The following is a 23377-nucleotide window of genomic DNA, read 5'->3' on the forward strand; positions in this document are numbered from 1 at the left end:
TGCTGTTTGTGACCTGCGGAGCGATCCGTAAACAGCACGCGCCGGGTGCCTGCCTGTTGCTTACGGGCTGATCCTGAAGCAAATTCTGTTAGGCTAGAGGCGTGCATAAATTTCTTCTGCTTAGTCGCCGCGACGAGTCTTAGACAATAAGACCTCCCTCGTCGCGGAGTTTCTCATTTCCGGTCTGACTTTCTTTGTAGATATCAGGAGAAAACAGTGCAAAACACGCAAAACCCTTCAGGCATGCCGATTCATCGCTACCGCCCGTTTCATGAGCAGATCAAAGTAGAGCTGCCGGATCGCACCTGGCCGACAAAACGTATCGAGAAGGCACCCCTGTGGTGCGCGGTTGACCTCAGAGACGGCAACCAGGCGCTGATCGACCCGATGAGCCCTGAGCGCAAACGAAAGATGTTTGAGCTGCTGGTGAAGATGGGATACAAGCAGATCGAGGTTGGGTTTCCGTCTGCGAGCCAAACAGACTTTGACTTTGTGCGTCAGCTTATTGAAGAGGATCTGATCCCGGATGATGTCACGATCCAGGTGCTAACCCAGGCGCGTGAGCATCTTATTAAACGCACCTACGAGTCGTTGATAGGTGCCAAGCAGGCAATTGTGCACATCTACAACTCAACAAGTGTGCTGCAGCGCGATGTTGTGTTTAACAAAGATAAAGAGGGCATAAAAGAGATCGCTGTTGCCGGCGCCAAACTCTGCAAGCAGTTTGAATCAATCTGCCCAGATACCGAGATCTACTACGAGTACTCACCAGAGTCTTACACCGGCACCGAGCTTGAGTATGCTGTTGAAGTCTGCAACGCCGTGCTTGAGGTTTTTTGCCCAACACCTGAGCGCAAGGTGATTATCAACCTGCCAGCAACAGTTGAGATGGCAACCCCGAATGTCTACGCCGACTCAATCGAGTGGATGGGGCGTCATTTAAATCACCGCGAGAACGTCATTCTGTCGCTGCATCCGCACAACGATCGCGGCACCGCTGTGGCTGCGGCAGAGCTCGGTTACATGGCCGGCGCTGACCGCATCGAAGGCTGCCTTTTCGGTAACGGGGAACGCACCGGCAACGTTGACCTGGTTGCACTGGGTGTAAATCTTTTCTCGCAGGGCATAGACCCTGAAATCGACTTTTCAGACCTTGACGAGATTCGCCGCATCGCGGAGTACTGCAACCAGATGAAGGTGCACGAGCGCAGCCCTTGGGCGGGAGACCTTGTTTACACAGCATTCTCCGGTTCCCACCAGGATGCTATCAAGAAGGGCTTCGAGCGCATGGAGCGGAACGCTCTGGCCGCCGGTAAGACTGTGGACGAGATCGAGTGGGCGGTGCCGTATCTCCCGATCGATCCGAAGGATCTGGGGCGCAACTACGAAGCCGTTATTCGTGTGAACTCACAGTCTGGCAAGGGTGGGGTGGCCTATCTTTTGAAGGCCGACCATCAGCTCGATCTACCGCGGCAACTGCAGATCGAGTTTAGCCAGGTCGTGCAGGCTCGCACCGATGCTGAGGGTGGCGAGTTCACCAGCGAGCAGATTTGGCAGATTTTCCAGGATGAATATCTGCCGAGCACGGTTGCTACCGAGCGCTGGGGCCGTTATGAGCTGCTGCAGCAGAGCACTACCAGCGTTGACGAGGGAGACACCCAACTCATCGCAAAAATGCGCGTCGGTGCTGAAGAAGTGGAACTAAGCGGAATTGGTAACGGCCCAGTAGATGCTTTCCTGCATGCGCTAAACGCCCTCGATTCGAGCTTAGAAGCAACCGTCTTCGACTATGCAGAGCACGCTCTCGGGCAGGGATCCGATGCGGTAGCGGCTGCGTACGTTGATCTTAAAGTCGCAGGGCAGCGCATCTGGGGTGTGGGGCTTGACTCATCAACAACACGGTCTACGTTAAAGGCGATTATTAGCGCAGTGAATCGCGCAGTGCGTGCGGGTGAATAACAGCTGTGATTGCATCAATTAGGGGAGAGGTCACCCACCGCGCTGCAGATCATGCTGTGGTAGACACCGGCGCGCTCGGCTATCGAGTTGAGCTGCCGGCTCCCCTTGCTGCAACCACGCACACAGGCGACAAAGTGTTTTGGCACACGCAGCTTATTGTGCGGGAGGATGCGCAAACACTGTTCGGGTTTGCGGATCGAGAGCAGCTCGAGGTGTTTAACCTGCTGTTGAGTGTGAACGGTGTGGGGCCGCGGAGCGCACTCGGGGTGCTCTCAGCCCTGACCCCGCAGCAGATCGCCACAGCGGTCGCGCACGAGGATCCGAAACCGTTTCAAGCAGTTAGCGGAATCGGGCCGAAATCAGCAAAAATGATCATGGTATCGCTCGCCGGTAAAGTCGCTTCCTTTGCGAGCGCTGCGGCCGATCCGCAAACATCTGGTGTGGCTGAAAACGGCTTAACGCCAGCTATGCGCGATCAGGTGGTCGCCGCGCTCACTGGAATGGGCTTTAATGAAACCGCCGCCCTAACCGCTGTTGACGACGCTTTACAAACCGGTGTAGCGAAAGATACCGCTGCAGTGTTAAAAGCGGCTCTGGTGCTGTTGCAGAACCGATAGGTGGTCGCAATGTCGAACGAACTTTCTCCACAGGCAAGCAGCGCTGAACTAGCGATCGAGGGTGCGCTGCGCCCCGGTAACCTTGATGAGTTTGTCGGGCAAACAAAAGTGCGAGAGCAGTTGCGCTTACTTTTGCAGGCGGCACAGATACAGGGGAGAGCACCCGACCATATTTTGCTTGCCGGGCCGCCGGGATTGGGTAAAACCACACTGTCTATGATTGTGGCGCAGGAACTTAATAAACCACTGCACCAAACCTCAGGGCCGGCAATTCAGCACGCGGGTGATTTGGCGGCAGTGTTGTCTGCGCTCACGCCGGGCGAGGTGCTTTTTATTGATGAAATACATCGCATGGCACGCTCGGCGGAGGAGATGCTGTACCTCGCGATGGAGGATTTCCGCATCGACATTATGGTCGGAAAGGGCGCCGGCGCAACATCGATTCCTTTAGAAATTGCTCCGTTCACTCTCGTTGGTGCAACAACTCGAGCCGGGCTGCTGCCGAACCCCCTGCGTGATCGCTTTGGTTTTACTGCTCACCTGGAGTTTTATGATGACAGCGAATTAGAGCAGGTGGTTGCGCGCGCGGCTAACCTCCTAAACTTCCCGATCACTGCGGAAGCGGTAGCTGAAATTGCCTCGCGGTCGCGTGGCACACCGCGTATCGCTAACCGACTATTACGCCGGGCCCGCGACTATGCGCTCGTGCATGATAAACCCGCTGATGAACAGAGCGTGCGTGCAGCGTTAGCGCTCTACGATGTTGACGCACTCGGGCTTGATCGCCTCGATCGCGAAGTCTTGCGCGCTGTTGTTGAACGCTTTAACGGTGGCCCTGTAGGCCTGCAGACACTTGCGGTCTCAGTTGGTGAAGAAGCGGAAACCGTTGAATCAGTTGTGGAACCGTTTCTCGTCCGGGCAGGGCTTATGACACGGAGCTCTCGCGGGCGCATCGCAACCGCTAAAGCATACACAATCTTAGGGCTTCCACAGCCCGATGCCGTATAGTCGAATAGTTAAGTATTATCTGTAAAGCCGTCAGGAGAACCAATGCCATTTGATCCAGTTATGATAATCATGCTCGGCCTGTTAGCCCTGATGGTGTTCATGATGTTTCGCAACAGTCGACGTGTTAAAGCACAGCGTGAACAGATGAACAGCGGTTTGCAGCCGGGTGTGGAAATCATGACCACATCGGGTATCTACGGCCGAATCATAACTGTAGACCGTGACAGCAATCGCGCGACTATTGCAAGCGGTGATGCTGCGATCGAGATTCATATTCAAGCAATCCGCGAGATTGTTCCTGAGGCCGCCCCCGCTGATATTCCTGCGGCAGAGCGTCTGACAGAGACAGAAGCTAGCGATCCTGCTGTGACAGACGACATCAATCCAAGCGACGAAAACGGTAATCGACAGATTTAGCAACTTAAATCAGCAAACGCCCCACACCTTTGTGTCGGGCGTTTGTTGCGTCCAGAAGAAAGCGAAACAACGTTGGCTGCAACCCCAATTATTAAGAATGCGCGACGGTCATTAATCGGTCTGCTCGTGATCTTAGTTGCGCTAGCCGGACTATTAGGTCTTGGCCTGACACGCAGTGATGCGACCATTACCCCCAAGCTAGCGCTCGACTTGCAGGGCGGAACACAAATTCTACTCGCACCGCGCACCGACGATGGCGGCACTGTGTCTGCCGAACAGGTGCAGCAGGCAGTTGCAATTATCCGGCAGCGAGTCGATGCCTCAGGTGTTTCAGAAGCCGAGGTTAGCACCATGGGTGGCACCAATATTCTGGTGTCGATTCCAGGGCGTGTAGATGAGGCAACACTAGCGCGTATCGAAGCCTCTGCCCGCCTAGATCTGCGCCCTGTGTTGATGGAGGGCAACGGGCTTACTGAAGCGGTTGTGAATGAGCTGCGATCCGAAACTGCGCCTGAGCTACCGGAGGAAGCCGGGCAAAACCCAGCTCAGGATGCAGCACTTTTGCCCTCGCCGCAGCCACCCGAGCCCGGCTCAACTGACTGGGTCTCTCAAGAACTGCTCGCTGCCTTCGAAAAATTTGATTGCACCGCGGCTAACCTTGCAACCGTTAGCGCAGCTAAACCAGAACTGCCTGTGTTTACCTGTGACGACCTGCGCCGCACCAAGTTCATCCTCGGCCCTGTTGAGCTAACAGGCGATTCCATTAGTGATGCTAGCGCCGGGCTTATTGCAACCTCTTCCGGTGCGAGCACCGGTAAATGGGGTGTAAACATCAGGTTCAATGAAGAGGGAACTCGCATTTTTGGTGAGGTCAGTCAGCGTCTTCTAAACAAGCAGGCGCCGTTGAACATGTTTGCCTTTGTTGTTGACGGTCAGGTGATTTCAGCGCCCGCAATGAACGGCCTAATTCTTGACGGTCGCCCGCAGATCTCGGGTTCATTCACTCAGGAATCAGCGCAGACTCTGGCAGACCAGCTGAAGTATGGCGCTCTGCCAATCAGTTTTACTGTGCAGAGTCAGGAAGATATTTCAGCAACCCTCGGTAGCAGCCAGCTAGCCGCCGGTCTGATCGCCGGTCTCATCGGTCTTGCTATAGTCGTCATCTACTCAATCTTCCAGTACCGCGCGCTTGGTCTGCTCACCGTCGCTTCGTTGCTGGTAGCAGGCCTTCTGACCTACCTGCTCTTAACCTACCTCTCGTGGCGACAGGGTTACCGGCTCTCACTCGCCGGTGTGACGGGTATTATCGTGGCAATTGGTATCACCGCAGACTCATTTATCGTGTACTTCGAACGAGTGCGTGATGCGCTACGTGACGGCCTGCAACTGCAGGAGGCTGTGGCATCCGGTTGGCGCAAGGCGTTTAGAACCATTCTGGCCTCAGACACGATCAACTTCTTAGCGGCTGCGATCCTCTTCGCTCTCGCCGTTGGTAACGTGCGCGGTTTTGCTTTCACCCTGGGGCTTACAACCCTTATCGACCTGGTTGTTGTTTCACTCTTCACTCACCCTGTGCTGACCCTGCTTGCACGCACTAGATTCTTCGGTGATGGGCATCCGGCTTCCGGTCTTGATCCGCGCAGGCACGGAGCCAGCTATCGCGGTCGCGGCCGTTTTGCTGAGAAGGCGGTTGCAGCGGAGTCTGCAGAGACACCCGAAGAGACAGAGAAACAACCTCGCTCACTGGCGGATGCGCCGGGGCGGCGCGTTGCGAAGCGCGGTCGCGGCCGCTCGCGCGTGAAAAATCAAATGACTATTGCCGAACGGAAAGCTCTTGCGGCTGCTGCTAAGGAGGAGAACTAATCATGGCGAAACAATCCTTAAGTCAGCTCGGCAATGATCTGTACAGCGGTAAAAAATCGTTCAACATTGTTGGCCGCCGGAAGCTGTGGTATCTCATTGCTCTCGGTCTCATCGTTGTTGCGCTGGTCGGTCCGTTCATCCGCGGTGGCTACCAGCTCGGTATCGAATTTACGGGCGGCAGCCAGTTCCAGGTGCATTTGCCTGAGGGAGCGGATCGTGATCCAGCGGTAGCAACTGAGGTTGTGCAGCAGCAGCTGCCGGGCACCGAACCACGGGTGCTCCTCGTTGGTGCCTCTGATATTCAGGTGCAGACTGAACAGCTTGAGCCCTCGCAGTCAATCGCCTTGGCTGACGAACTTGCAGCAGCCTACGGAGTTACAAATGACGAAGTAACCTCCTCATTTATTGGCGCTGTTTGGGGTCAGGATGTGACTAGGCAGGCGCTGATTGCGCTTGTTGTTTTCCTTATCTTCGCCGCAATTGTGATGGCGGTTTACTTCCGCACCTGGAAGATGTCATTGGCAGCTCTTATTGCGCTGGGTCACGACCTCGTGCTTACCGCGGGAGTTTACGGCCTGTCAGGCTTCGAAATTACACCGGCAGCGGTGATCGGGTTCTTGACAATCTTGGGCTACTCACTCTACGACACCGTCGTGGTGTTCGACAAAATCCGTGAAAACACCGCACCCGAAGAGATGAACGGGCGTCGCACTTTTGCTGAGGCTGTGAATCTTGGGGTTAACCAGACCCTAGTGCGCTCTATAAACACCTCAGTTGTGGCTCTTTTGCCGGTTGCATCTATCCTTTTCATTGGTGCTGCTGTGCTCGGCGCGGGCACGCTACGTGATATCGCATTGGCGCTTTTCATCGGCATTCTCGTCGGTGCATACTCCACAATCTTTATAGCCGCTCCCGTCTACTCGCACCTGCGTGAACGGGAGAGCGCAATCGTAGAAAACGATGACGAGGTGCGTAAGGCGCGTGCGAGGGGTGTTGATACTCTCGCACGCAAACCACGGCGGGTGGTTAAAAAGAAGGCTGATACCTCTGTTGATCCATACGCAAACGTCGGCTAGCGTGTAACCCGGTTGTGCGGGTGTATCGTAGGGCTATTAGAAAGGTGGTTCTGTGATGAATAACACTCAGCAGCATTCTGGTAACTCGCTGCGCCGTTTTGTGCCGCGGGTTTTCGCGCGTTCGCAGACCCCCGACGGTCTCGATCAGCTGATTAAAACCGTAAAATCGCAACATCCGCGTGCTGATGTGAGCGTGATCCAACGCGCCTATAAAGTCGGTGAGAAAGCGCATGAGGGGCAGACGCGCAGAAGCGGGGAGCCGTATTTCACGCATCCAGTTGCGGTCGCCCAGATTCTCGCAGATCTTGGTGTTGCGCCCACCGTTGTTGCAGCCGCACTGCTGCATGACACAGTAGAAGATACTGATTACAGTCTTGAACAGCTGACGGCCGATTTTGGCGATCGGATCGCTCTTCTTGTTGATGGCGTGACGAAGTTAGATAAGGTGAAGTACGGGGAGGCCGCACAGGCAGAAACCGTGCGAAAAATGATTGTCGCTATGACCCGCGATATTCGCGTGCTCTTAATAAAGCTCGCTGACCGCTTGCACAACGCGCGCACATGGGGTTTTATGCCCGTTGAGAAGGCGCGTGCAAAAGCAACCGAAACACTTGAGATTTACGCACCGCTTGCGCACCGTCTCGGTATTCAAGGCTTGAAGACTGAGCTTGAAGACCTGTCTTTCGCAACCCTAAAACCAAAGCTTTACAACGAGATTGAGAATCTTGTTACGCAGCGCAACCCGAAGCGTGAAGAGTTGGTGAAAAAGGTGACTGATGCGATTCAGCAGGATCTGCGTGAATCGCGTATCCGCGGTAAGGTAGCCGGGCGCCCGAAAGAGCTCTATTCGATCTACCAGAAAATGGTTGTGCGCGGTCGAGATTTCGACGACATTTACGACCTGGTGGGAATTCGAGTCATCGTTGAAACTATCCGTGACTGCTATGCCGTGCTCGGTGCGGTGCATGCACGGTGGACGCCAATTCCGGGGCGCTTTAAAGACTACATCGCCACGCCAAAATTCAATCTCTATCAGTCACTGCACACAACGGTTATTGGCCCTGACGGTCGTGCCGTTGAGATTCAGGTGCGCACAGTAGACATGCACCACCGTGCCGAATACGGTGTTGCTGCGCACTGGAAGTATAAGGCCGGGCAGAGTGCTGCTGACGTTGAAAAGGGCACCGCTACCGAAGAGATGGCGTGGCTCTCGCACATTAACGATTGGCAGGCCGAGACCGAAGATCCGAGTGAGTTTCTTGACGCCTTACGTTTTGAAATCGGCGCTAAGGAAGTTTATGTGTTCACCCCAAAGGGGCGAGTGATCGGTCTGCCCGCTGGTGGCACCCCGGTTGATTTTGCTTATGCAGTGCACACTGAGATCGGTCACCGCACCATGGGAGCTCGTGTAAACGGGCGAATGGTGGCTTTGGAAACAGAGCTGAAGAACGGTGACGTGGTTGAGGTGCTCACCTCAAACGATCAATCTGCCGGCCCGAAACAGGGGTGGTTGAGCTTTGTTAAGAGTAAGCGCGCGCAGAATAAAATCCGCCAGTGGTTCACGAAGGAACGCCGCGCCGACGCTGAAGAACAGGGCAAAGAAGATCTTGTTAAGGAAATGCGTCGGAGGCAGCTGCCAATTCATAAGCTGATGCAGTCTGAGGCGCTGCAGCAGGTTGTGCTGCAGCTGCACTATGAGGATATCGCAGGGCTTTATGTCGGGATCGGCGAGGGTCATGTTTCCGCCCACTCTGTGGTGGAAAAGATTGTTGCTGCAATCGCCCGAGAAGAGCAATCGGATGTTGACAGTCCGATAGCGGAATCGCTTTACACTGCGCGCTCTCTTAACGCTAAAGCATCATCTGAGTGCGGTGTGCTTGTCAGGGGTGCTGGCGATGTTCTGGTGAAACTGGCGAAGTGCTGCACGCCGGTGCCGGGAGATGAGATTTGCGGGTTTATTACGAAAGGTTCGGGAGTCTCTGTGCATCGTGCAGACTGTTCGAACTATGCTGCACTAAAATCTCAGTCAGAGCGTCTGATTGAAGTTGAGTGGGCGGCAAATCCGCGTAATGTGTTCCTCGTTAATATTCAGGTTGAGGCGCTTGATCGCTCGCGACTGCTGTCTGATGTGACTCGCACGCTCTCTGAGCATCATGTGAATATTCTGCAGGCATCTGTGCAAACGAGCAGTTCACGGTTGGCGATTAGTCGCTTCTCTTTTGAAATGGTCAATACCACCCACTTGGAGCGGGTGCTTAATGCTGTGCGCCGTCTAGAAGGAGTGTACGACGTTTATCGCGTCAACATGGTTTAAGACTGTTTAAACACCTGCTGTGCGAGGCGTAGTGCGTGCTGTTTGCGCGGATGTTGGCGTGTTAATAGGCTTTCGAGAATATCATCGGGAGTAAGCTGCGAGAGCCGCATGAGCCCCAGCAGCATTAACTGTAAGGGTGCTGTATTTGCCGCTTCGTAGAAGTATAGAAGATCAAAAACAGTGCGCCTGGTGGTGGTGACCCTAACACCGCCTAACGAGACGACCTCATCAGCTGTGATGCGTGCGTGTCTGATTACAGTGCGATTGTGCACCCCTGCAGGAATGCGACAGGAGCCACCAAAATTGTTCACTTCAATCGGACTGCGAAATTTGCCTATGGCTCCCCAAACCCAAGCTGCTGTTACACCACAAATAACTGTGTGCGGCGGTAGAAATGAAGCAAGTGAGCGAGCTCTAATCTCCGCTGATTCTTTTACGCAGGTCGGCCTGTAGCCAAGGCCGCAGTGTTCAAGTGCGCCGTGCATTCGATGCGCGCTAAGCAGTGTTGCAGGAAGCCGCTCAATTGCCTCCTGCAACTGTGCAATCGGGATATTTGGAAGGGGGATAGCGTTTCGCATACACACATTATTCCCGCTGCAAGAAACAAAAAATTACGGGAGCTTTCAATCTGTGGAAAACTCCCGTAATTTTGTTGGATCGTGCTGTTAGCCGAGCGCGGTAAGCCAAGCCTTCTGCGTTGCGAGCTTTTCTTCGATCGCAACTTTTTGGCTTGGGTTAGCTGTAGTAAGCTCCGCCTCTAGCTGGGCTATCGACTGCTCAAGCTGCTCTCGCAAACCAGACGCACGCGCCTCCGGCTCTGGATCCGTCTCTTCCCAGTGCTTTGCCTCGAGATCTGCAACATGATCCTGTAGCTGACGCAGTTGATCCTCGATTTTGCGCTTTTGATCGCGCGGAACGCGGCCAATTTCCGCCCACTGCTCTTGTAAGTTTGCCAGCAGCTTGCGTGCTTCTTGATAGTTTGGTTCAGACTTTATTTGGCTGCCCAGATCTGCGAGCAACGCTTCCTTCTTTTCCTGGTTTGCCTTGTACTCCTCATCAACCGCGGCCAGCTCTTCTGCGCGAGCTGCAAAAAGTGTATCGCCAGCGGCCTTAAACCTGGCCCACAGACTGTCTTCAAGCTTTCGGCTGGCGCGCTTGACTGTCTTCCACTCATCGAGCAGTAGCCGGTATTCGTCAACACCCTCTGCACCCTTTGGAGCGAGCGCCTCAGCCTTTGTGATTAGCTTCTCTTTTATTTGGCGCACTTCTTTATTTTCTGCGTCAATCTTCAGAAAATACTGACGGCGGGTGGTTTCAAACGTGCTGCGCGCTGCACGGAAGCGACGCCACTGGGCATCAGACTGTGATTTTGAGATTGGCGCAGAGTTGCGCTGCGAGTGCTGCCATTTTGCAAACAGCTCTTCAAACTGTGCGGCTGTTTTCTTCCAATTGGTGTTGCCGGCCGGCTGGGCAGCGAGTCTTTCAGCCTCAGTTGCGATTGCGTCACGCTCGGCGAGCGTTGCCTTACGCGCTGCTTCTTTGCGCGCCTTTTCTGCGGCGGCGAAATCGTTAGCCTTTTGCTTTAGAGTGGCAACACGGTCGCGTAACGCTTGCAGATCTCCCACAGCGTGCGGCTCTGCCACCTGCTGCTCGAGTTTTTCAACAGACTGGGTGACGTTGGCGTTAGCCGTGCCGCGCGCAATGCGCGCCTCCAAAAGAGTTACCTGGTAAGCGAGATCATCGTATTTACGGGTAAAGTACGCCAGTGCCTCTTCTGAGGTGCCGTCTTGGAACTGGCCGACAAGGCGTTCGCTGTCACTGTCCTTTACGAATACATTTCCGGTTTCGTCTACGCGGCCCCAGGTGTTTTCTGCAGTCACCGTTTCGATCTTTCGCTCGGGGTGCGCACGATCCTTGTGCGCACGTGTTTGACAATACTCTTCAAGCTTACATTAGGAGTATGAGCGCTACTATGGAGGCCTATGCTCTCTTCCAAATATCAAGATCGGCGCGGGCCTATGCAGCAGCCACTTGCTGTGCGTATGCGCCCACGCACCCTTGATGAAGTGGTCGGGCAGCAGCATCTTTTGCACCCCGGTTCACCGCTGCGTCAGTTGGCCGCTGAGGAGAGCGGCGCTGTGTCGGTCATTCTCTGGGGGCCACCCGGCGTTGGCAAAACCACTATCGCGCAGGCCCTTGCGCAGTCGAGTGGCCGCCGCTTCGTAGAGCTGTCAGCTGTCACAGCGGGTATTAAAGATGTGCGTGCGGTGATGGATAAAGCGCTTAATGATCGCGACCTGTATGGTGTGCAAACAGTGCTCTTTTTAGACGAAATCCACCGTTTCTCGAAGGCGCAGCAGGATGCGCTGCTGCCGGGTGTTGAAAACGGCTGGGTGACACTGGTGGCGGCAACCACGGAAAATCCGTCATTCTCGGTGATTAGTCCGCTGCTATCTCGTTCCCTGCTACTGACCCTGCAGCCGCTAACAGATGCAGACCTGCAACAGCTTGTTACGCGCGCTATCGCCGCACCGCAGGGTCTTAACGCGAGTGTGGAACTGACGCCCGAAGCCCTGCAGGCAATCATCCAATTGGCCAGCGGAGATGCGCGGCGGGCACTGACAACTCTGGAAGCTGTTGCAGCAACTGCGCTGACAGCTGCAGACCAGAATGACACCCCTGAAATCACCGCTGAATTGGTCTCACAAGCCGTGGATCGGGCAATTTTGCGCTATGACAAAAATGGGGATCAGCACTATGACGTGATCAGTGCTTTTATTAAATCCATCCGCGGTTCGAACCCAGATGCAGCACTGCACTACTTAGCGCGCATGATTGAGGCGGGGGAGGATCCGCGATTTATTGCACGACGATTGATGGTGCACGCCGCAGAAGATATCGGACTTGCGGATCCGCAGGCGCTTGTTATTGCAACTGCTGCGGCGCAGGCAACTCAACTAATTGGCCTGCCGGAGGCGCGCATACCGCTTGCTGAAGCCACTATTTACTTGGCGACCGCACCTAAATCAAATGCTGTTATTACTGCCATTGACGCTGCGATAGCAGATGTTAAGACCGGTCGTGGTGGGGTTGTGCCGCCGCACCTGCGTGATGCGCACTATCCGGGCGCAAAAGCTTTGGGGCATGGCAAAGGTTATAAATATCCGCACAGTGATGCGCGCGGAGTGCTAAAACAGCAGTATTTACCAGAGACGCTCAGAGGAAAGCGCTATTACAACCCATCTGCGCACGGCTTCGAGGGGCAGATTGGCGCAAATTTAGATGCAATCCGCGAAATTACAGGCGAATAACTGCTAAGCTTGCTTCTGGCTATCTTATGCTGGCTTGCCAGCGCAGTGGCAGAGCTTTTCAAAGTTTCTGCAACTGGTCGTTTCCTTACCACTTAGGTGGTTCGGTTCTGTTGCGTGCACGATAGCTCGTGCGGACAGGGCTAAAGGCCGAGGAGACAGGGGCGCGACACCCTAACGCGCATCGAAATGCAGAAACAATAGAAAGGAATGCGATGTCAAAGACCACTCGCAGCCGTGCAAAGGTACGTCAGTCACGTGCCCTCGGTATTGCACTCACACCAAAGGCAGCTAAGTACCTCGAGAAGCGTCCATACGCGCCAGGGCAGCACGGCCGCACCAAGCGTAAGAGCGACAGCGACTACGCTGTTCGTCTGCGTGAGAAGCAGCGTCTGCGCGCACAGTACGGTATCCGCGAGAAGCAGCTGCGGATTGTTTTCGCTGAGGCTCGCCGCCAGGCAGGCCTAACAGGTGAAAACCTCGTAGAGCTGCTCGAAATGCGTCTTGATGCACTGGTGCTGCGCGCAGGTTTCGCACGCACCCAGGCTCAGGCACGTCAGCTCGTTGTGCACCGTCACATTCTTGTAGACGGCAAGATTGTTGACCGCCCTTCATTCCGTGTGAAGCCGGGTCAACTCGTGCACGTCAAGCCACGCTCAGAGGCTCTTGAGCCATTCCAGGTTGCGGCAACCGGTGCACACGCTGAGGTTCTGCCTCCGACCCCGGGCTACCTTGAGGTTGAGCTGGATAAGCTCCAGGCAAAGCTCGTGCGTCGTCCGAAGCGCGCTGAGGTTCCAATCATCTGCGAAGAGCAGCTGGTTGTTGAGTACTACTCAGGTCGCTAAGACTTCCCGGCGTGCTTAGACACGCCTACAGAAACGGCGCCCGCCCCGGTTTGGGGTGGGCGCCGTTTTTCGTGCAAATATTTTTCGCGCTGGCAGCGCGGGATATAACTAGACCGCGTTTTCTAACACAAAATCGCGCAGTGCATCGATATCTACACCCATATCCACAGTCTTTTGTGGTTTGGTGAGCATTTCTTCCATAGCGGCGGTGAGCTCGGCGGGCTTTCCAACTGCCTCGATCACGGTCTCTGCGAATTTCTGCGGTTTAGCTGTCTCCAGAACGTACATAATTTCATCGTCGTCCCGATGCGCGAGTGCGGCGTTTACCCCATCAGCGGTGTGCGGATCAATGATGACTCCGGTATTTTCAAACACCTCTTTAATAGTGCGCAAGCGATCCGCGTGCGTTGAGGTAGCTGAATAAATGCCGAACTCATCTTTAAAACGTGACACCTCGTGAGAGAGGTCTATCACACCTGTTTCATCGAGCTCTTTAAACGCAGCCAAGAGTTTTTCTGGATCGCGCCCGAGCACGTCATAAATTAACCGTTCCACGTTGGAAGCTTTTGATATATCCATCGAGGGGCTGGATGTGATGTGCGTGTCGGCAGCGCTGCGGGGGCGGTAAACGCCGGTTGAGAAGAACTCGTGGAGCACGTTGTTTTCGTTCGTCGCAACCACAAGTTTGTTAATCGGAACGCCCATCTGCTTTGCAACTAAGCCTGAGAGCACGTTGCCGAAGTTGCCGCTCGGCACAGCAAACGACACCTTTGTTTGTGCACGCTTCTGCTCTGTCATTTTGTCGGTGATGCGCAGCCACGCCCAGAAGTAGTAAACGCTTTGGGCTACTACACGACCGAGATTAACTGAGTTGACTGCACCAAGTGCAACCTGCTTCTTGAAATCAAGGTCGGCATTGAGTTGCTTCATCAGATTCTGGCAGTCGTCAAAAACACCGTCAATGACAATGTTATGAATATTGTCATCATCGAGTGAATACATCTGCGCACGCTGAAAATCGCTCATGCGCCCCTTTGGAGAGAGCATGATAACGGACACATTCGGCTTCGAGCGGAAGGCGTATTCAGCTGCTGATCCGGTATCGCCAGATGTTGCGCCGACAATATTGAGGCGGCTATTGGTCTGCTTCAGAACGTAGGGGATAGCCTCACCGAGAAACTGCATGGCCATATCTTTAAAGGCAAGAGTCGGGCCTTCTGAGAGACCGACAAGACCGAAACCGCTTGTCAGCTCTGTGACCGGCACCACCTCAGGTGAGTTAAAACTATTGCGGTAGGCGTTGTAGGTTATTTCCTCGAGGTCGCCCGGGTCTATATCCGTCCAGAACTTCATTATTACCTGGGCTGCAAGCTCAGAATAGGAAAGACCGCGCCAAGCTTCAATATCCCAGAGCGCAATTCGTGGCAGATCAACAGGCACCGTTAAACCGCCATCGGGAGCTAAGCCCTCAATTAAAATCTCACCAAAACTTGCCGGTTGCATACCGCCGCGGGTTGAAACAAAATCCATGGTTCTATTCTGCCATCAAGGTGTCTAACGGTAGGCTATAAAACAAGAAACTCTGAGAGGGGAATAGCTGTGGCAAAAATTCGTGCGCTACTTAGTGGAATTGTTCTAGGCTTTGTTCTGGCTCACCTGGTGAACAAAAATCCGACCGGCCGGCGTTTCTTTGAACGCGTTAACCAGGCGGTAGATGAGCTGGTCGATGCCGCGGTTAATGGTTATAAAGAAGCAGAAGAAACTCGCGACTAAGCACATTCAAAATAAGCAATAAAGGATCGGAATGAAGACCGCAGAAATTCAGCGCCGTTGGCTTAACTTCTTCGAGAAGAAGGGGCACACAGTGGTGCCTTCGGCTTCGCTTGTGAGCGACGACCCGGCGTTGATGTTCACCGTGGCGGGTATGGTGCCGTTTATCCCATACTTCACGGGGATTGTGCCTGCACCGTTTCCGAGTGCTGTGAGCGTGCAAAAGTGTATTCGCACAAACGATATTGAAGAAGTTGGAAAAACCCCACGGCACGGGACTTTCTTCCAAATGTGCGGTAACTTCTCGTTCGGCGACTACTTCAAAGAGGAAGCTATTCAGATGGCGTGGGAGCTGCTCACGACCTCTGAAGATGAGGGCGGTTTAGGTTTCAAAGCAGAAGATCTGTGGGTTACCGTCTATGAAGAGGACGACGAAGCTCGAAACTTCTGGCTCAAGCACTCAACTCTTCCAGAAGAGCGCATACAAAAACTAGGAAAAGACACCAACTTCTGGTCAACCGGGCAGCCAGGCCCAGCAGGGCCCTGCTCTGAGATCTTTTATGACATGGGGCCTGAATACGGTGTTGACGGTGGCCCGGCAACCGATGACGACCGCTACGTCGAAATCTGGAACCTTGTCTTCATGCAGTACCAGATTAAAGATGTGAAGTCGAAAACTGACTTTGAAATTTCTGGCGAGCTACCCAGAAAAAATATCGACACAGGTCTCGGCATTGAGCGTGTTGCTTTTATTAAGCAGGGCGTTAATAACATGTATGAAACCGATCAGGTGCGCCCAGTCCTTGATGCTGCAGCCGCGCTCGTAGGGATTACTTACGGTGCGGATCCGGTTGCCGATGTGCGTCTCAGGGTTATCGCCGATCATGTGCGCTCAGGTTTAATGCTGATTTCAGACGGTGTCACCCCCGGCAAAGACGGCAGAGGCTATATTCTGCGCCGCCTTTTGCGCCGTGTGATTCTCTCTATGCGTCTGCTCGGCTATGACAAGCCGTGCTTCCCGGAACTGTTCCCGGTCTCGCGCGACGCAATGCAGGAGGGGTATCCAGAGGTGCGAGAGAAGTTTGACTTCATCTCACGCACCGCCTACGCAGAGGAGCAAACCTTCTTGCGCACGCTCAACAGCGGCATGCAAATTCTTGATGAAGCTGTTGGCATTGCAAAGCAGAGCGGCGAAGCTATCGCCGGTGACGCAGCTTTTATGCTGCACGATACGCACGGATTCCCGATTGAGCTGACAAGTGAAATAGCTGAAGAAGCGGGGCTGAAGGTTGATCAGCAGGTTTTCCAGAAACTTCTGCAGGAGCAGCGTGAGCGCGCAAAAGCAGACGCGAAGCAAAAGAAGGGACAGCGCGCAGACCTTTCGATCTATCAAGAGTTGCGTGCGCAGGGTGAGACGGTCTTTCTAGGGTATGACGAGCTTGAAACCGAAACCCGTGTGCTTGGCATCCTGATAGACGGTAAGCCTGTTTCTACCGCTTCTGAAGGGCAGACTGTTGAGATCGTAACCCGTGAAACAACGCTCTGGGCCGAATCAGGCGGTCAGGATGCCGATCAGGGCTTCATTACAGGTAGCGGCTTTAGCGCTGAGGTGCTTGATGTGCAGAAGACGGTTCCGGGTCTAATTGTGCACACTGTGCGCGTTAACACCGGCACCATTGCTGTTGATGATCGTGTTGTTACTAAGGTTGATGCGGAGTATCGGTTTGGAGCGCAGCAGGCGCACTCAGCCACCCATATTGTGCACGCAGCTCTGCGGCAGGTGCTTGGGGAGCAGGCGCATCAGAGCGGTTCCTACAATAAAGCGGGATATATGCGTTTAGATTTTGCGCACCCCGAGGCGCTAAGTCTTGAAACGCGCACCGAGATCGAAGATATCGCCAACCGCGCAATTCGCAACTCCTTTGAAGTCGTGACACGCGAAATGTCGCTAGACGCCGCTAAAGAACTTGGCGCAATGGCGCTGTTTGGTGAGAAATACGGTGACAGGGTGCGCGTTGTCGACATCGGCGGCCCCTGGTCGCGTGAGCTGTGCGCCGGCACCCACGTTGGCAACTCCGCACAGGTGGGTGTTATCAACCTTATTTCTGAAAGCTCGATTGGATCGACCAACCGTCGTGTTGAGTCGGTTGTCGGGTTTGAGGGCTTTAAACAGTTTGCGGCTGAGCGGGCGCTGGTTTCTGAGCTTGCGGCGAGCTTGAAAGCCCCGCGTGGTGAGATTGTGCAGAAGGTGCAAGAGCTCAGCGCAAATCTGCGTGCCGCAGAAAAGAATATTCAGCAGTTGCAGGCCGCAAAACTACAGGAAAAAATTCCGGCCCTGGTTGCTGCCGCTGAGGATCTCAACGGTGTTAGCGCGGTGCTCACAAACATCGGTGAGGCCGCAAGCGCTGACGATGTGCGTTCGCTTGCAATTCAGATACGTGATCGTTTTGCGGATCGCCCAGCAGTTGCGGTTCTTTTCGCAACGCTCTCTGGGAAGCCTGTGGTTGTTGCGGCAACCACCCAAAATGCTCGCGATTTGGGTGTTGCTGCTGGTGCTCTCGTGCGCGCTGCCGCCCAAACTCTCGGCGGCGGTGGCGGCGGTAAACCGGATATCGCACAGGGCGGCGGGCAAGACGCCAGTCGCATCGACGAGGCTATCTCTGTCTTGCGGCAGCAGATAAGTCAGCGATAATCGCTCGGCGGTATTGAAAATGCTGGGAGCGCGACTCGGTATTGATGTGGGCAGAGCCAGAATTGGCGTTGCCCGCTGTGATGCGCTGCGCATGCTCGCCGTGCCCGTCGAGACTGTTGCGCGTATTTACGACGCTGACACACATCCGGATATTGCCGCAGCACAGACCGAGTTAAGCGATCTTGAGCGCATTAGAACACTCGCCGAAGAATATAGCGCAGTTGATATTGTTGTTGGATTACCGCTTAATTTGCAGGGGGAGCGCACCCCCTCAACCGATGACGCTGAAAAGTTCGCCTCGGCCCTGCAGCAACATCTCAAAAACCTTGGGGCAGAAATTCCGGTGCGGTTGGTTGATGAGAGATTATCAACTGTGACAGCTCAGGCACACCTGCATCAATCCGGCAAAAACGTAAAAAATTCCCGTAAAGTAATTGACCAGGCGGCGGCTGTTGTGATCTTGCAGCAGGCGCTTGACTCAGATCGCTTCGCCGGTAAACCGGTGGGAACAGTGGTGAACTAATTTCACTCCTGAAATTCACGAAGGCCGAAAGATATTGAACGCAACACCGACACCCCAACTGACGCCACGCCAGGTGCGTGCAGCGCAGCGCAAAAAAAAGCAGAAACGTCGTCGCATAATTATTGCGATAACCGTTAGTCTTGCAATTTTTTTGGCTATCGGTGGCACAGCAACGGCACTGTTTGGGCACTACGGTGCGCCTCTCGCAAACATTTTCGGTTTCGGGCAGGAACCGCAAGACTATGAGGGGGAGGGGCACGACGAAGCCCAAATTTTGGTGCAGCCCGGTGACACGGGAGCTGCGATCGGTGTCAAACTCGAAGAGGCCGGCGTGATTAAGAGCGCTGAATTCTTTACTCAGATGCTCGTGCAGCGCTACCCGGAAGCTGTTTTTGATGTTGGAACATATAAGTTGCGGCTCGAAATGAGCTCAGAGGCTGCGTATGAGGCGCTGCAGGATCACAGTAATAAACTAACTGGGCGGGTGACCATCCCAGAGGGTTACACCTACCAGACGGTTTTGGAGCTGCTTTCAGGGGCGACGGAGATTCCGCTTGCCGAGTTTGAGACTGCGGCAGCTGATCCGCAAGCTTTGGGTATTCCAGCGGAATTTCCAACTGTTGAAGGCTTCCTATTCCCAGCAACTTATGAATTTGAGCCGAACGATACCGCCGAAACCATCCTTCGGAAAATGGTTGAGCGAATGCGGGTCGCGCTAAACGAGCATGGGGTCTCTGAGCAGGATACCTTCCGGATTCTTACTATGGCCGCGCTTGTGCAGCGTGAGGCTGGCGCAAATGCCGACGACTACCCGAAGATTGCCCGTGTGTTCTACAACCGGCTGGAGAGCGGTATGCTTCTGCAGTCTGATGCGACGGTGGCCTATGGCACAGGCCGTTTGGATACCGTCTGGACAACTCCAGAAGAGCGTGCGGACGCTTCGAATAAGTACAACACCTATGCAAACCCTGGGCTGCCTATCGGCCCAATCGGGATGCCCGGCGATGTTGCAATAGACGCTGCTGTTAACCCTGCTGAGGGTGATTGGCTCTTCTTCGTGCCGATCAACCTGGAAACCGGTGAGACCCGGTTCGCTGCGACACAGGAAGAACATGACGCGAATGCGCGTCTCTTAGCTGAGTGGTGTGAAGCGCACCGGGCTGAGGGCGGGAAACGCTGTGACTAAGCGATTTGCGGTGCTTGGCTCGCCGATCGCGCACTCACAGTCACCCGTGATTCATACTGCAATTTACCGGGAGCTTGGGCTTGATTGGGGATATCAGCGAGCCGAGGTTGCCGCGGGTCAGCTCGCTTCTTACCTAACTGAAGCGGGATCTGATTTTAACGGTTTTTCTGTCACCATGCCGCTGAAATATGAGGCCGCTGCGATCGCTACAAAAAAGTCTTTACTGGTTGCGACAACAGGCATTGCTAACACGCTGTTACGGTTAGAATCGGGCGAGTTTGCTGCTTGGAACACTGACATTCCCGGCCTCTCACGGGCCTTGCAGAAAGCCGCTTTTAACGCGCGTGAGACGGTTATCTTAGGAGCCGGTGCAACCGCAGTCTCTGCTGCGCTAGCGGCTACTGATTTAGGGATCAACAATTTGACTGTGCTTGCGCGCCGCGAGGCTGCGGCTGCCGAGAGCGCTGCGGTTATCAGTCAACACTTCAAAAAACTGCATCTTGATATCAACGTCAGTCACGGAAAACTCGCCTCCGAGACCGTAATTGCAGATGATCCAACTCTCGTTATAAGTGCGCTGCCAGGCACAGCTGCGCCGGATTTTCCAAGTGCGCTGCTTGCAGCAGACCTCTTTGATGTTGCTTATGATCCACGTCCAACCCGGCTTGAAAAGATTTTTAGCGAGGCGGGGCGGCAGGTTGAAACTGGCCTTGCGATGCTGTTAGAGCAGGCGCTGTTGCAGGTGCGTATCTTCGTTGCAGGCGATATTTCTCAACCATTACCGAATGAGGCGGAACTTCTTTCTGCAGCACGTGCGGCGCTAGCATAAGATAGTTCTTATGCTGCGTTGGCTTACATCTGGAGAATCTCACGGCCCCGAACTAGTTGCTGTGCTTGAAGGCTTACCCGCTGGGGTGCCTGTGACACTGCAGACACTGCGAGACGATCTCGCTCGTCGCAAGCTTGGCTACGGTCGCGGTTCGCGCATGAAGTTTGAGCAGGACGAACTTAATTTTGCCGGTGGTGTTGTGCAGGGTTACACCATCGGAAGCCCGATAGCGGTGCGCGTTGGCAACACCGAATGGCCAAAGTGGCAAGAGGTGATGGCTGCTGAGGCGACAGAACTGACTGATAAATCCCGCGGGCGGGGGGCTCCTCTGACACGTCCGCGCCCCGGGCACGCCGATCTTGCGGGGATGCAAAAATATGGTTTTGATCAGGCTCGCCCGGTGCTAGAGCGGGCGAGTGCGCGCGAGACAGCCGCTCGTGTGGCGCTGGGGGCAATCGCAAAAGCCTTTCTGTTAGAGCTGGGTATCGAGCTGGTCAGTCACACTGTGAGTATCGGCCCGGTAGCAGTGCCGGAAAACAGCGCACTGCCACGGCTTAGCGATCTGGACTACCTCGATGCTGATCCGCTGCGCTGCTTTGATGCTGAAACCAGCGAAAAAATGGTTGCAGAGGTAGACGACACTAAAAAAGCGGGTGACACCGTCGGCGGTGTTGTAGAGGTGCTCGCCTATGGTGTGCCCGCAGGGCTCGGCAGTTATGTGCACTGGGATCGTCGCCTCGACTCGCGGCTGGCTGGCGCTCTTATGGGTATTCAAGCGATCAAAGGCGTTGAAGTGGGAGACGGTTTTGAAACCGCGCGACGGCGTGGCTCAGTTGCTCACGATCCGCTGACGGTGAATCCAGACGCCAGCACGCCGCTGCAGCGCGAAACCGGTCGTGCCGGCGGTATTGAGGGCGGCATGAGCACCGGCCAGGTGCTGCGAGTGCGTGCAGCTATGAAACCTATTGCTACTGTGCCGAAAGCACTGCCGACTGTTGACGTTGCGACCGGCGAGGCTGCAACCGCCCACCATCAGCGCAGCGACGTGTGTGCGGTTCCGGCTGCCGGTGTTGTTGCAGAAGCGATGGTGGCATTGGTGCTCGCAGATGCGGTAAGCGAGAAGTTCGGCGGCGATAGTGTGGCAGAAGTGCGCCGCAATATGGAAGCATATCTTGCCTCGATCCCGGAGAATCTTCGAACTGAGATAGAGCGCTGATGAATAAGCGTTCGCTGATGCCTCGGCGGGTGCATCGGCCGAGCGGTCCGCCGCCAACGCGCCCGATTCCGATGCCTCCAAAGACCAATGCGGCAGGCACAAAACTACCGCGCAGAGCGATTGTTTTTGTGGGCCCTATGGCAGCTGGTAAAACAAGCATCGGGAAGCGAGTGGCCAAAGCCTTGGGGATTCCGTTTATTGACACTGATTCGCGGATTGTGCAGCGCTATGGTGAGATCACGAAGATTTTTGAGACGCGCGGCGAAGCAGAGTTTCGGCGGATCGAAGCAGAAGTGGTTGCCAGAGAGGTTGCAGAGCCGGGGGCGAGAGTTGTGTCGTTAGGCGGCGGTGCGCTTTTAAACGCGCAGACACGAGAAATTCTGAAACACCACCCGGTGATTCTGCTAATGACAACTGAAAAAGCAGTTATGCGCACTGTGAACCTGTCAAAGCGGCCGCTCTTGCGAGACGATCCCGGGGCTTGGACACGAATTCTTGAAGAGAGGCGCCCACTTTATGAGGGTGCTGCGAAGATCACTTTCAGAACAGACCAACACTCTAAAGAAGGCATTACGAACCTGATTGTGTGTTGGCTGCAGCGTGACGGCATGTTAGCGAGCGCAGCAGATTATCGAGATGAGCGTTGGGGAGACTACGACTAATGGGTAATGAAAACACCGTTATTGAAGTGACCGGTGAAGCCGCCTCAAAAATAATTCTTGGCCGTTCGATAGCAAACGAAGTGCCTGCGGCGCTGGGGGATCGCGTTGCCAAGATTCTCATCATTCACACCCCCACGGTTGGGCGGATCGCAAATGAGCTGCGCGAGATCCTGCTTGATAGCGGATACCAGGCACTCTTAGCGGAGGTGCCTGATGCGGAGAGTGCAAAGCGCGTTGAGGTTGCGGCATTTTGCTGGCAGATTATGGGGCAGGCAGACTTTACCCGCACTGATGCGGTCATCGGTCTTGGTGGCGGCGCTGTCACCGACCTCGCTGGCTTCGTTGCGGCAACCTGGTTGCGCGGTGTCAAGCTTGTGCAGATCCCGACAACTGTGCTCGGCATGGTGGACGCTGCTGTGGGAGGGAAAACAGGAATTAACACCGCCGAGGGTAAAAACCTCGTTGGCGCATTCTATGCCCCGGAAGCTGTGATCGCTGATCTTGCGCACTTAGATACGCTGCCGCTTAACGAGATTCGCACCGGTTTTGCTGAGGTTGTGAAGTGCGGGTTTATCGCTGAGCCTGAGATCCTCGACACAATTGAGGCGGGTGTCGAAACCGCAACCAACACTGAAAGCGCAGAGTTTAGAAGACTCCTGGAGCTGGCTATCGGAGTAAAAGCCCGGGTCGTTAGCGAAGACTTTAAAGAGGGCGGCTTGCGCGAGATTCTCAATTACGGCCACACGCTCGGGCACGCGGTGGAGCACGCTGAACGTTACCAGTGGCGGCACGGTGCCGCAATCTCAATCGGCATGGTTTATGCCGCTGAACTGGGTCGCTTAGCCGGGCACCTCAGCGATGCGGTTGTGGATCGCCATCGCAGTATTCTCGGCGCGCTTGAGCTGCCTCTGACATACCCTGCTGGGCGTTGGGAGGGGCTGCTCGCAACAATGCAGCGGGACAAAAAAGCACGTGCGGGCATGCTGCGTTTTATTGTGCTTGACGATATTGCTAAGCCCCGGGTGCTTGCCGGGGTGGATCAGTCGCTGCTGCGCTTTGCCTACGATGAGATTGCAGCTTAACGCAATAATT

At 54.8% G+C, this 23377-nt stretch carries 20 protein-coding genes; 17 read left to right on the top strand and 3 right to left on the bottom strand.

The window, feature by feature from the left end; translation table 11 throughout:
* Nucleotides 1-216: 216 nt before the first annotated feature.
* The 7 genes from leuA (at nucleotide 217) to HCQ99_RS00500 (ending at nucleotide 9254) form a co-directional block, all read left to right on the top strand.
* Nucleotides 217-1959: a 2-isopropylmalate synthase gene (gene leuA, locus HCQ99_RS00470; RefSeq protein WP_166984618.1), complete on the top strand. Its 1743-nt coding sequence runs from the start codon at nucleotides 217-219 to the stop codon at nucleotides 1957-1959.
* A gap of 5 nt (nucleotides 1960-1964) precedes the next feature.
* On the top strand, nucleotides 1965-2576 hold the full coding sequence (ruvA, locus tag HCQ99_RS00475; protein ID WP_166984619.1) for a Holliday junction branch migration protein RuvA: 612 nt from the start codon (nucleotides 1965-1967) through the stop codon (nucleotides 2574-2576).
* Between the two features lie 9 nt (nucleotides 2577-2585).
* Nucleotides 2586-3584 (top strand): Holliday junction branch migration DNA helicase RuvB, encoded by a 999-nt coding sequence (gene ruvB, locus HCQ99_RS00480; protein WP_166984620.1) that lies wholly within the window; start codon nucleotides 2586-2588, stop codon nucleotides 3582-3584.
* A 42-nt stretch (nucleotides 3585-3626) separates the two neighbouring features.
* Nucleotides 3627-4001, top strand: coding sequence for a preprotein translocase subunit YajC (locus HCQ99_RS00485; protein WP_166984621.1), 375 nt, complete (start codon nucleotides 3627-3629; stop codon nucleotides 3999-4001).
* A 72-nt stretch (nucleotides 4002-4073) separates the two neighbouring features.
* Nucleotides 4074-5864, top strand: coding sequence for a protein translocase subunit SecD (secD, locus tag HCQ99_RS00490; protein WP_166984622.1), 1791 nt, complete (start codon nucleotides 4074-4076; stop codon nucleotides 5862-5864).
* Between the two features lie 2 nt (nucleotides 5865-5866).
* Nucleotides 5867-6940, top strand: coding sequence for a protein translocase subunit SecF (gene secF / locus HCQ99_RS00495; protein WP_166984623.1), 1074 nt, complete (start codon nucleotides 5867-5869; stop codon nucleotides 6938-6940).
* Nucleotides 6941-6995: 55 nt separating this feature from the next.
* Nucleotides 6996-9254, top strand: coding sequence for a RelA/SpoT family protein (locus tag HCQ99_RS00500; RefSeq protein ID WP_166984624.1), 2259 nt, complete (start codon nucleotides 6996-6998; stop codon nucleotides 9252-9254).
* Here the strand turns inward: HCQ99_RS00500 and HCQ99_RS00505 are convergent.
* Complete coding sequence (locus HCQ99_RS00505; RefSeq protein WP_166984625.1) at nucleotides 9251-9832, bottom strand: hypothetical protein; 582 nt, start codon at nucleotides 9830-9832, stop codon at nucleotides 9251-9253. The genes HCQ99_RS00500 and HCQ99_RS00505 overlap by 4 nt on opposite strands.
* A gap of 87 nt (nucleotides 9833-9919) precedes the next feature.
* Nucleotides 9920-11134, bottom strand: a complete 1215-nt coding sequence (locus tag HCQ99_RS00510) for a DUF349 domain-containing protein (RefSeq protein ID WP_243854508.1) — start codon at nucleotides 11132-11134, stop codon at nucleotides 9920-9922.
* Nucleotides 11135-11272: 138 nt separating this feature from the next.
* Between HCQ99_RS00510 and HCQ99_RS00515 the strand changes: the two genes are divergently transcribed.
* On the top strand, nucleotides 11273-12565 hold the full coding sequence (locus tag HCQ99_RS00515) for a replication-associated recombination protein A (protein ID WP_166984626.1): 1293 nt from the start codon (nucleotides 11273-11275) through the stop codon (nucleotides 12563-12565).
* Nucleotides 12566-12777: 212 nt separating this feature from the next.
* The gene (gene rpsD / locus HCQ99_RS00520) at nucleotides 12778-13407 is read left to right on the top strand and encodes a 30S ribosomal protein S4 (protein WP_166984627.1); all 630 of its coding nucleotides are present in this window, start codon (nucleotides 12778-12780) and stop codon (nucleotides 13405-13407) included.
* Between the two features lie 108 nt (nucleotides 13408-13515).
* On the opposite strand, the gene thrC is transcribed toward rpsD, so the two are convergent.
* Nucleotides 13516-14937 carry a threonine synthase gene (gene thrC / locus HCQ99_RS00525; RefSeq protein WP_166984628.1) on the bottom strand — a complete coding sequence of 474 codons (1422 nt, stop codon included), beginning with the start codon at nucleotides 14935-14937 and terminating at the stop codon, nucleotides 13516-13518.
* A 69-nt stretch (nucleotides 14938-15006) separates the two neighbouring features.
* On the opposite strand from thrC, the gene HCQ99_RS00530 reads away from it, so the two are divergent.
* Genes HCQ99_RS00530 through aroB form a run of 8 tightly spaced genes read left to right on the top strand, consistent with a single transcriptional unit; the run spans nucleotide 15007 to nucleotide 23367 of the window.
* Nucleotides 15007-15180 (top strand): Na+ dependent nucleoside transporter N-terminal domain-containing protein, encoded by a 174-nt coding sequence (locus HCQ99_RS00530; RefSeq protein ID WP_166984629.1) that lies wholly within the window; start codon nucleotides 15007-15009, stop codon nucleotides 15178-15180.
* A gap of 31 nt (nucleotides 15181-15211) precedes the next feature.
* The gene (gene alaS / locus HCQ99_RS00535; protein WP_166984630.1) at nucleotides 15212-17869 is read left to right on the top strand and encodes an alanine--tRNA ligase; all 2658 of its coding nucleotides are present in this window, start codon (nucleotides 15212-15214) and stop codon (nucleotides 17867-17869) included.
* A 19-nt stretch (nucleotides 17870-17888) separates the two neighbouring features.
* Complete coding sequence (ruvX, locus tag HCQ99_RS00540; protein ID WP_166984631.1) at nucleotides 17889-18392, top strand: Holliday junction resolvase RuvX; 504 nt, start codon at nucleotides 17889-17891, stop codon at nucleotides 18390-18392.
* Nucleotides 18393-18426: 34 nt separating this feature from the next.
* A complete protein-coding gene (mltG, locus tag HCQ99_RS00545; protein WP_166984632.1) occupies nucleotides 18427-19578 on the top strand; it encodes an endolytic transglycosylase MltG in 1152 nt (383 codons plus the stop codon).
* Nucleotides 19571-20407 (top strand): shikimate dehydrogenase family protein, encoded by an 837-nt coding sequence (locus HCQ99_RS00550; protein ID WP_166984633.1) that lies wholly within the window; start codon nucleotides 19571-19573, stop codon nucleotides 20405-20407. Before mltG ends, HCQ99_RS00550 begins: the two co-directional genes overlap by 8 nt.
* A gap of 10 nt (nucleotides 20408-20417) precedes the next feature.
* Entirely contained in the window at nucleotides 20418-21623 is a 1206-nt protein-coding gene (aroC, locus tag HCQ99_RS00555) for a chorismate synthase (RefSeq protein WP_166984634.1), read from the top strand.
* Nucleotides 21623-22285 carry a shikimate kinase gene (locus HCQ99_RS00560; RefSeq protein WP_243854506.1) on the top strand — a complete coding sequence of 221 codons (663 nt, stop codon included), beginning with the start codon at nucleotides 21623-21625 and terminating at the stop codon, nucleotides 22283-22285. Before aroC ends, HCQ99_RS00560 begins: the two co-directional genes overlap by 1 nt.
* Complete coding sequence (gene aroB, locus HCQ99_RS00565) at nucleotides 22285-23367, top strand: 3-dehydroquinate synthase (protein WP_166984635.1); 1083 nt, start codon at nucleotides 22285-22287, stop codon at nucleotides 23365-23367. Before HCQ99_RS00560 ends, aroB begins: the two co-directional genes overlap by 1 nt.
* The last annotated feature ends 10 nt before the right edge of the window (nucleotides 23368-23377 follow it).

Source organism: Canibacter zhoujuaniae, from assembly GCF_011752015.1.
GTDB classification, from domain to species: Bacteria; Actinomycetota; Actinomycetes; order Actinomycetales; family Microbacteriaceae; genus Canibacter; species Canibacter zhoujuaniae.

Coding starts and splice junctions, on each gene's coding strand:
- HCQ99_RS00500 (WP_166984624.1), top strand. CDS start 6,996: ATGAATAACACTCAGCAGCATTCTGGTAACTCGCTGCGCCGTTTTGTG.
- HCQ99_RS00505 (WP_166984625.1), bottom strand. CDS start 9,832: ATGCGAAACGCTATCCCCCTTCCAAATATCCCGATTGCACAGTTGCAG.
- HCQ99_RS00515 (WP_166984626.1), top strand. CDS start 11,273: ATGCAGCAGCCACTTGCTGTGCGTATGCGCCCACGCACCCTTGATGAA.
- thrC (WP_166984628.1), bottom strand. CDS start 14,937: ATGGATTTTGTTTCAACCCGCGGCGGTATGCAACCGGCAAGTTTTGGT.
- ruvX (WP_166984631.1), top strand. CDS start 17,889: ATGCTGGGAGCGCGACTCGGTATTGATGTGGGCAGAGCCAGAATTGGC.
- ruvB (WP_166984620.1), top strand. CDS start 2,586: ATGTCGAACGAACTTTCTCCACAGGCAAGCAGCGCTGAACTAGCGATC.
- HCQ99_RS00560 (WP_243854506.1), top strand. CDS start 21,623: ATGAATAAGCGTTCGCTGATGCCTCGGCGGGTGCATCGGCCGAGCGGT.
- aroB (WP_166984635.1), top strand. CDS start 22,285: ATGGGTAATGAAAACACCGTTATTGAAGTGACCGGTGAAGCCGCCTCA.
- alaS (WP_166984630.1), top strand. CDS start 15,212: ATGAAGACCGCAGAAATTCAGCGCCGTTGGCTTAACTTCTTCGAGAAG.
- rpsD (WP_166984627.1), top strand. CDS start 12,778: ATGTCAAAGACCACTCGCAGCCGTGCAAAGGTACGTCAGTCACGTGCC.
- HCQ99_RS00485 (WP_166984621.1), top strand. CDS start 3,627: ATGCCATTTGATCCAGTTATGATAATCATGCTCGGCCTGTTAGCCCTG.
- aroC (WP_166984634.1), top strand. CDS start 20,418: ATGCTGCGTTGGCTTACATCTGGAGAATCTCACGGCCCCGAACTAGTT.
- secF (WP_166984623.1), top strand. CDS start 5,867: ATGGCGAAACAATCCTTAAGTCAGCTCGGCAATGATCTGTACAGCGGT.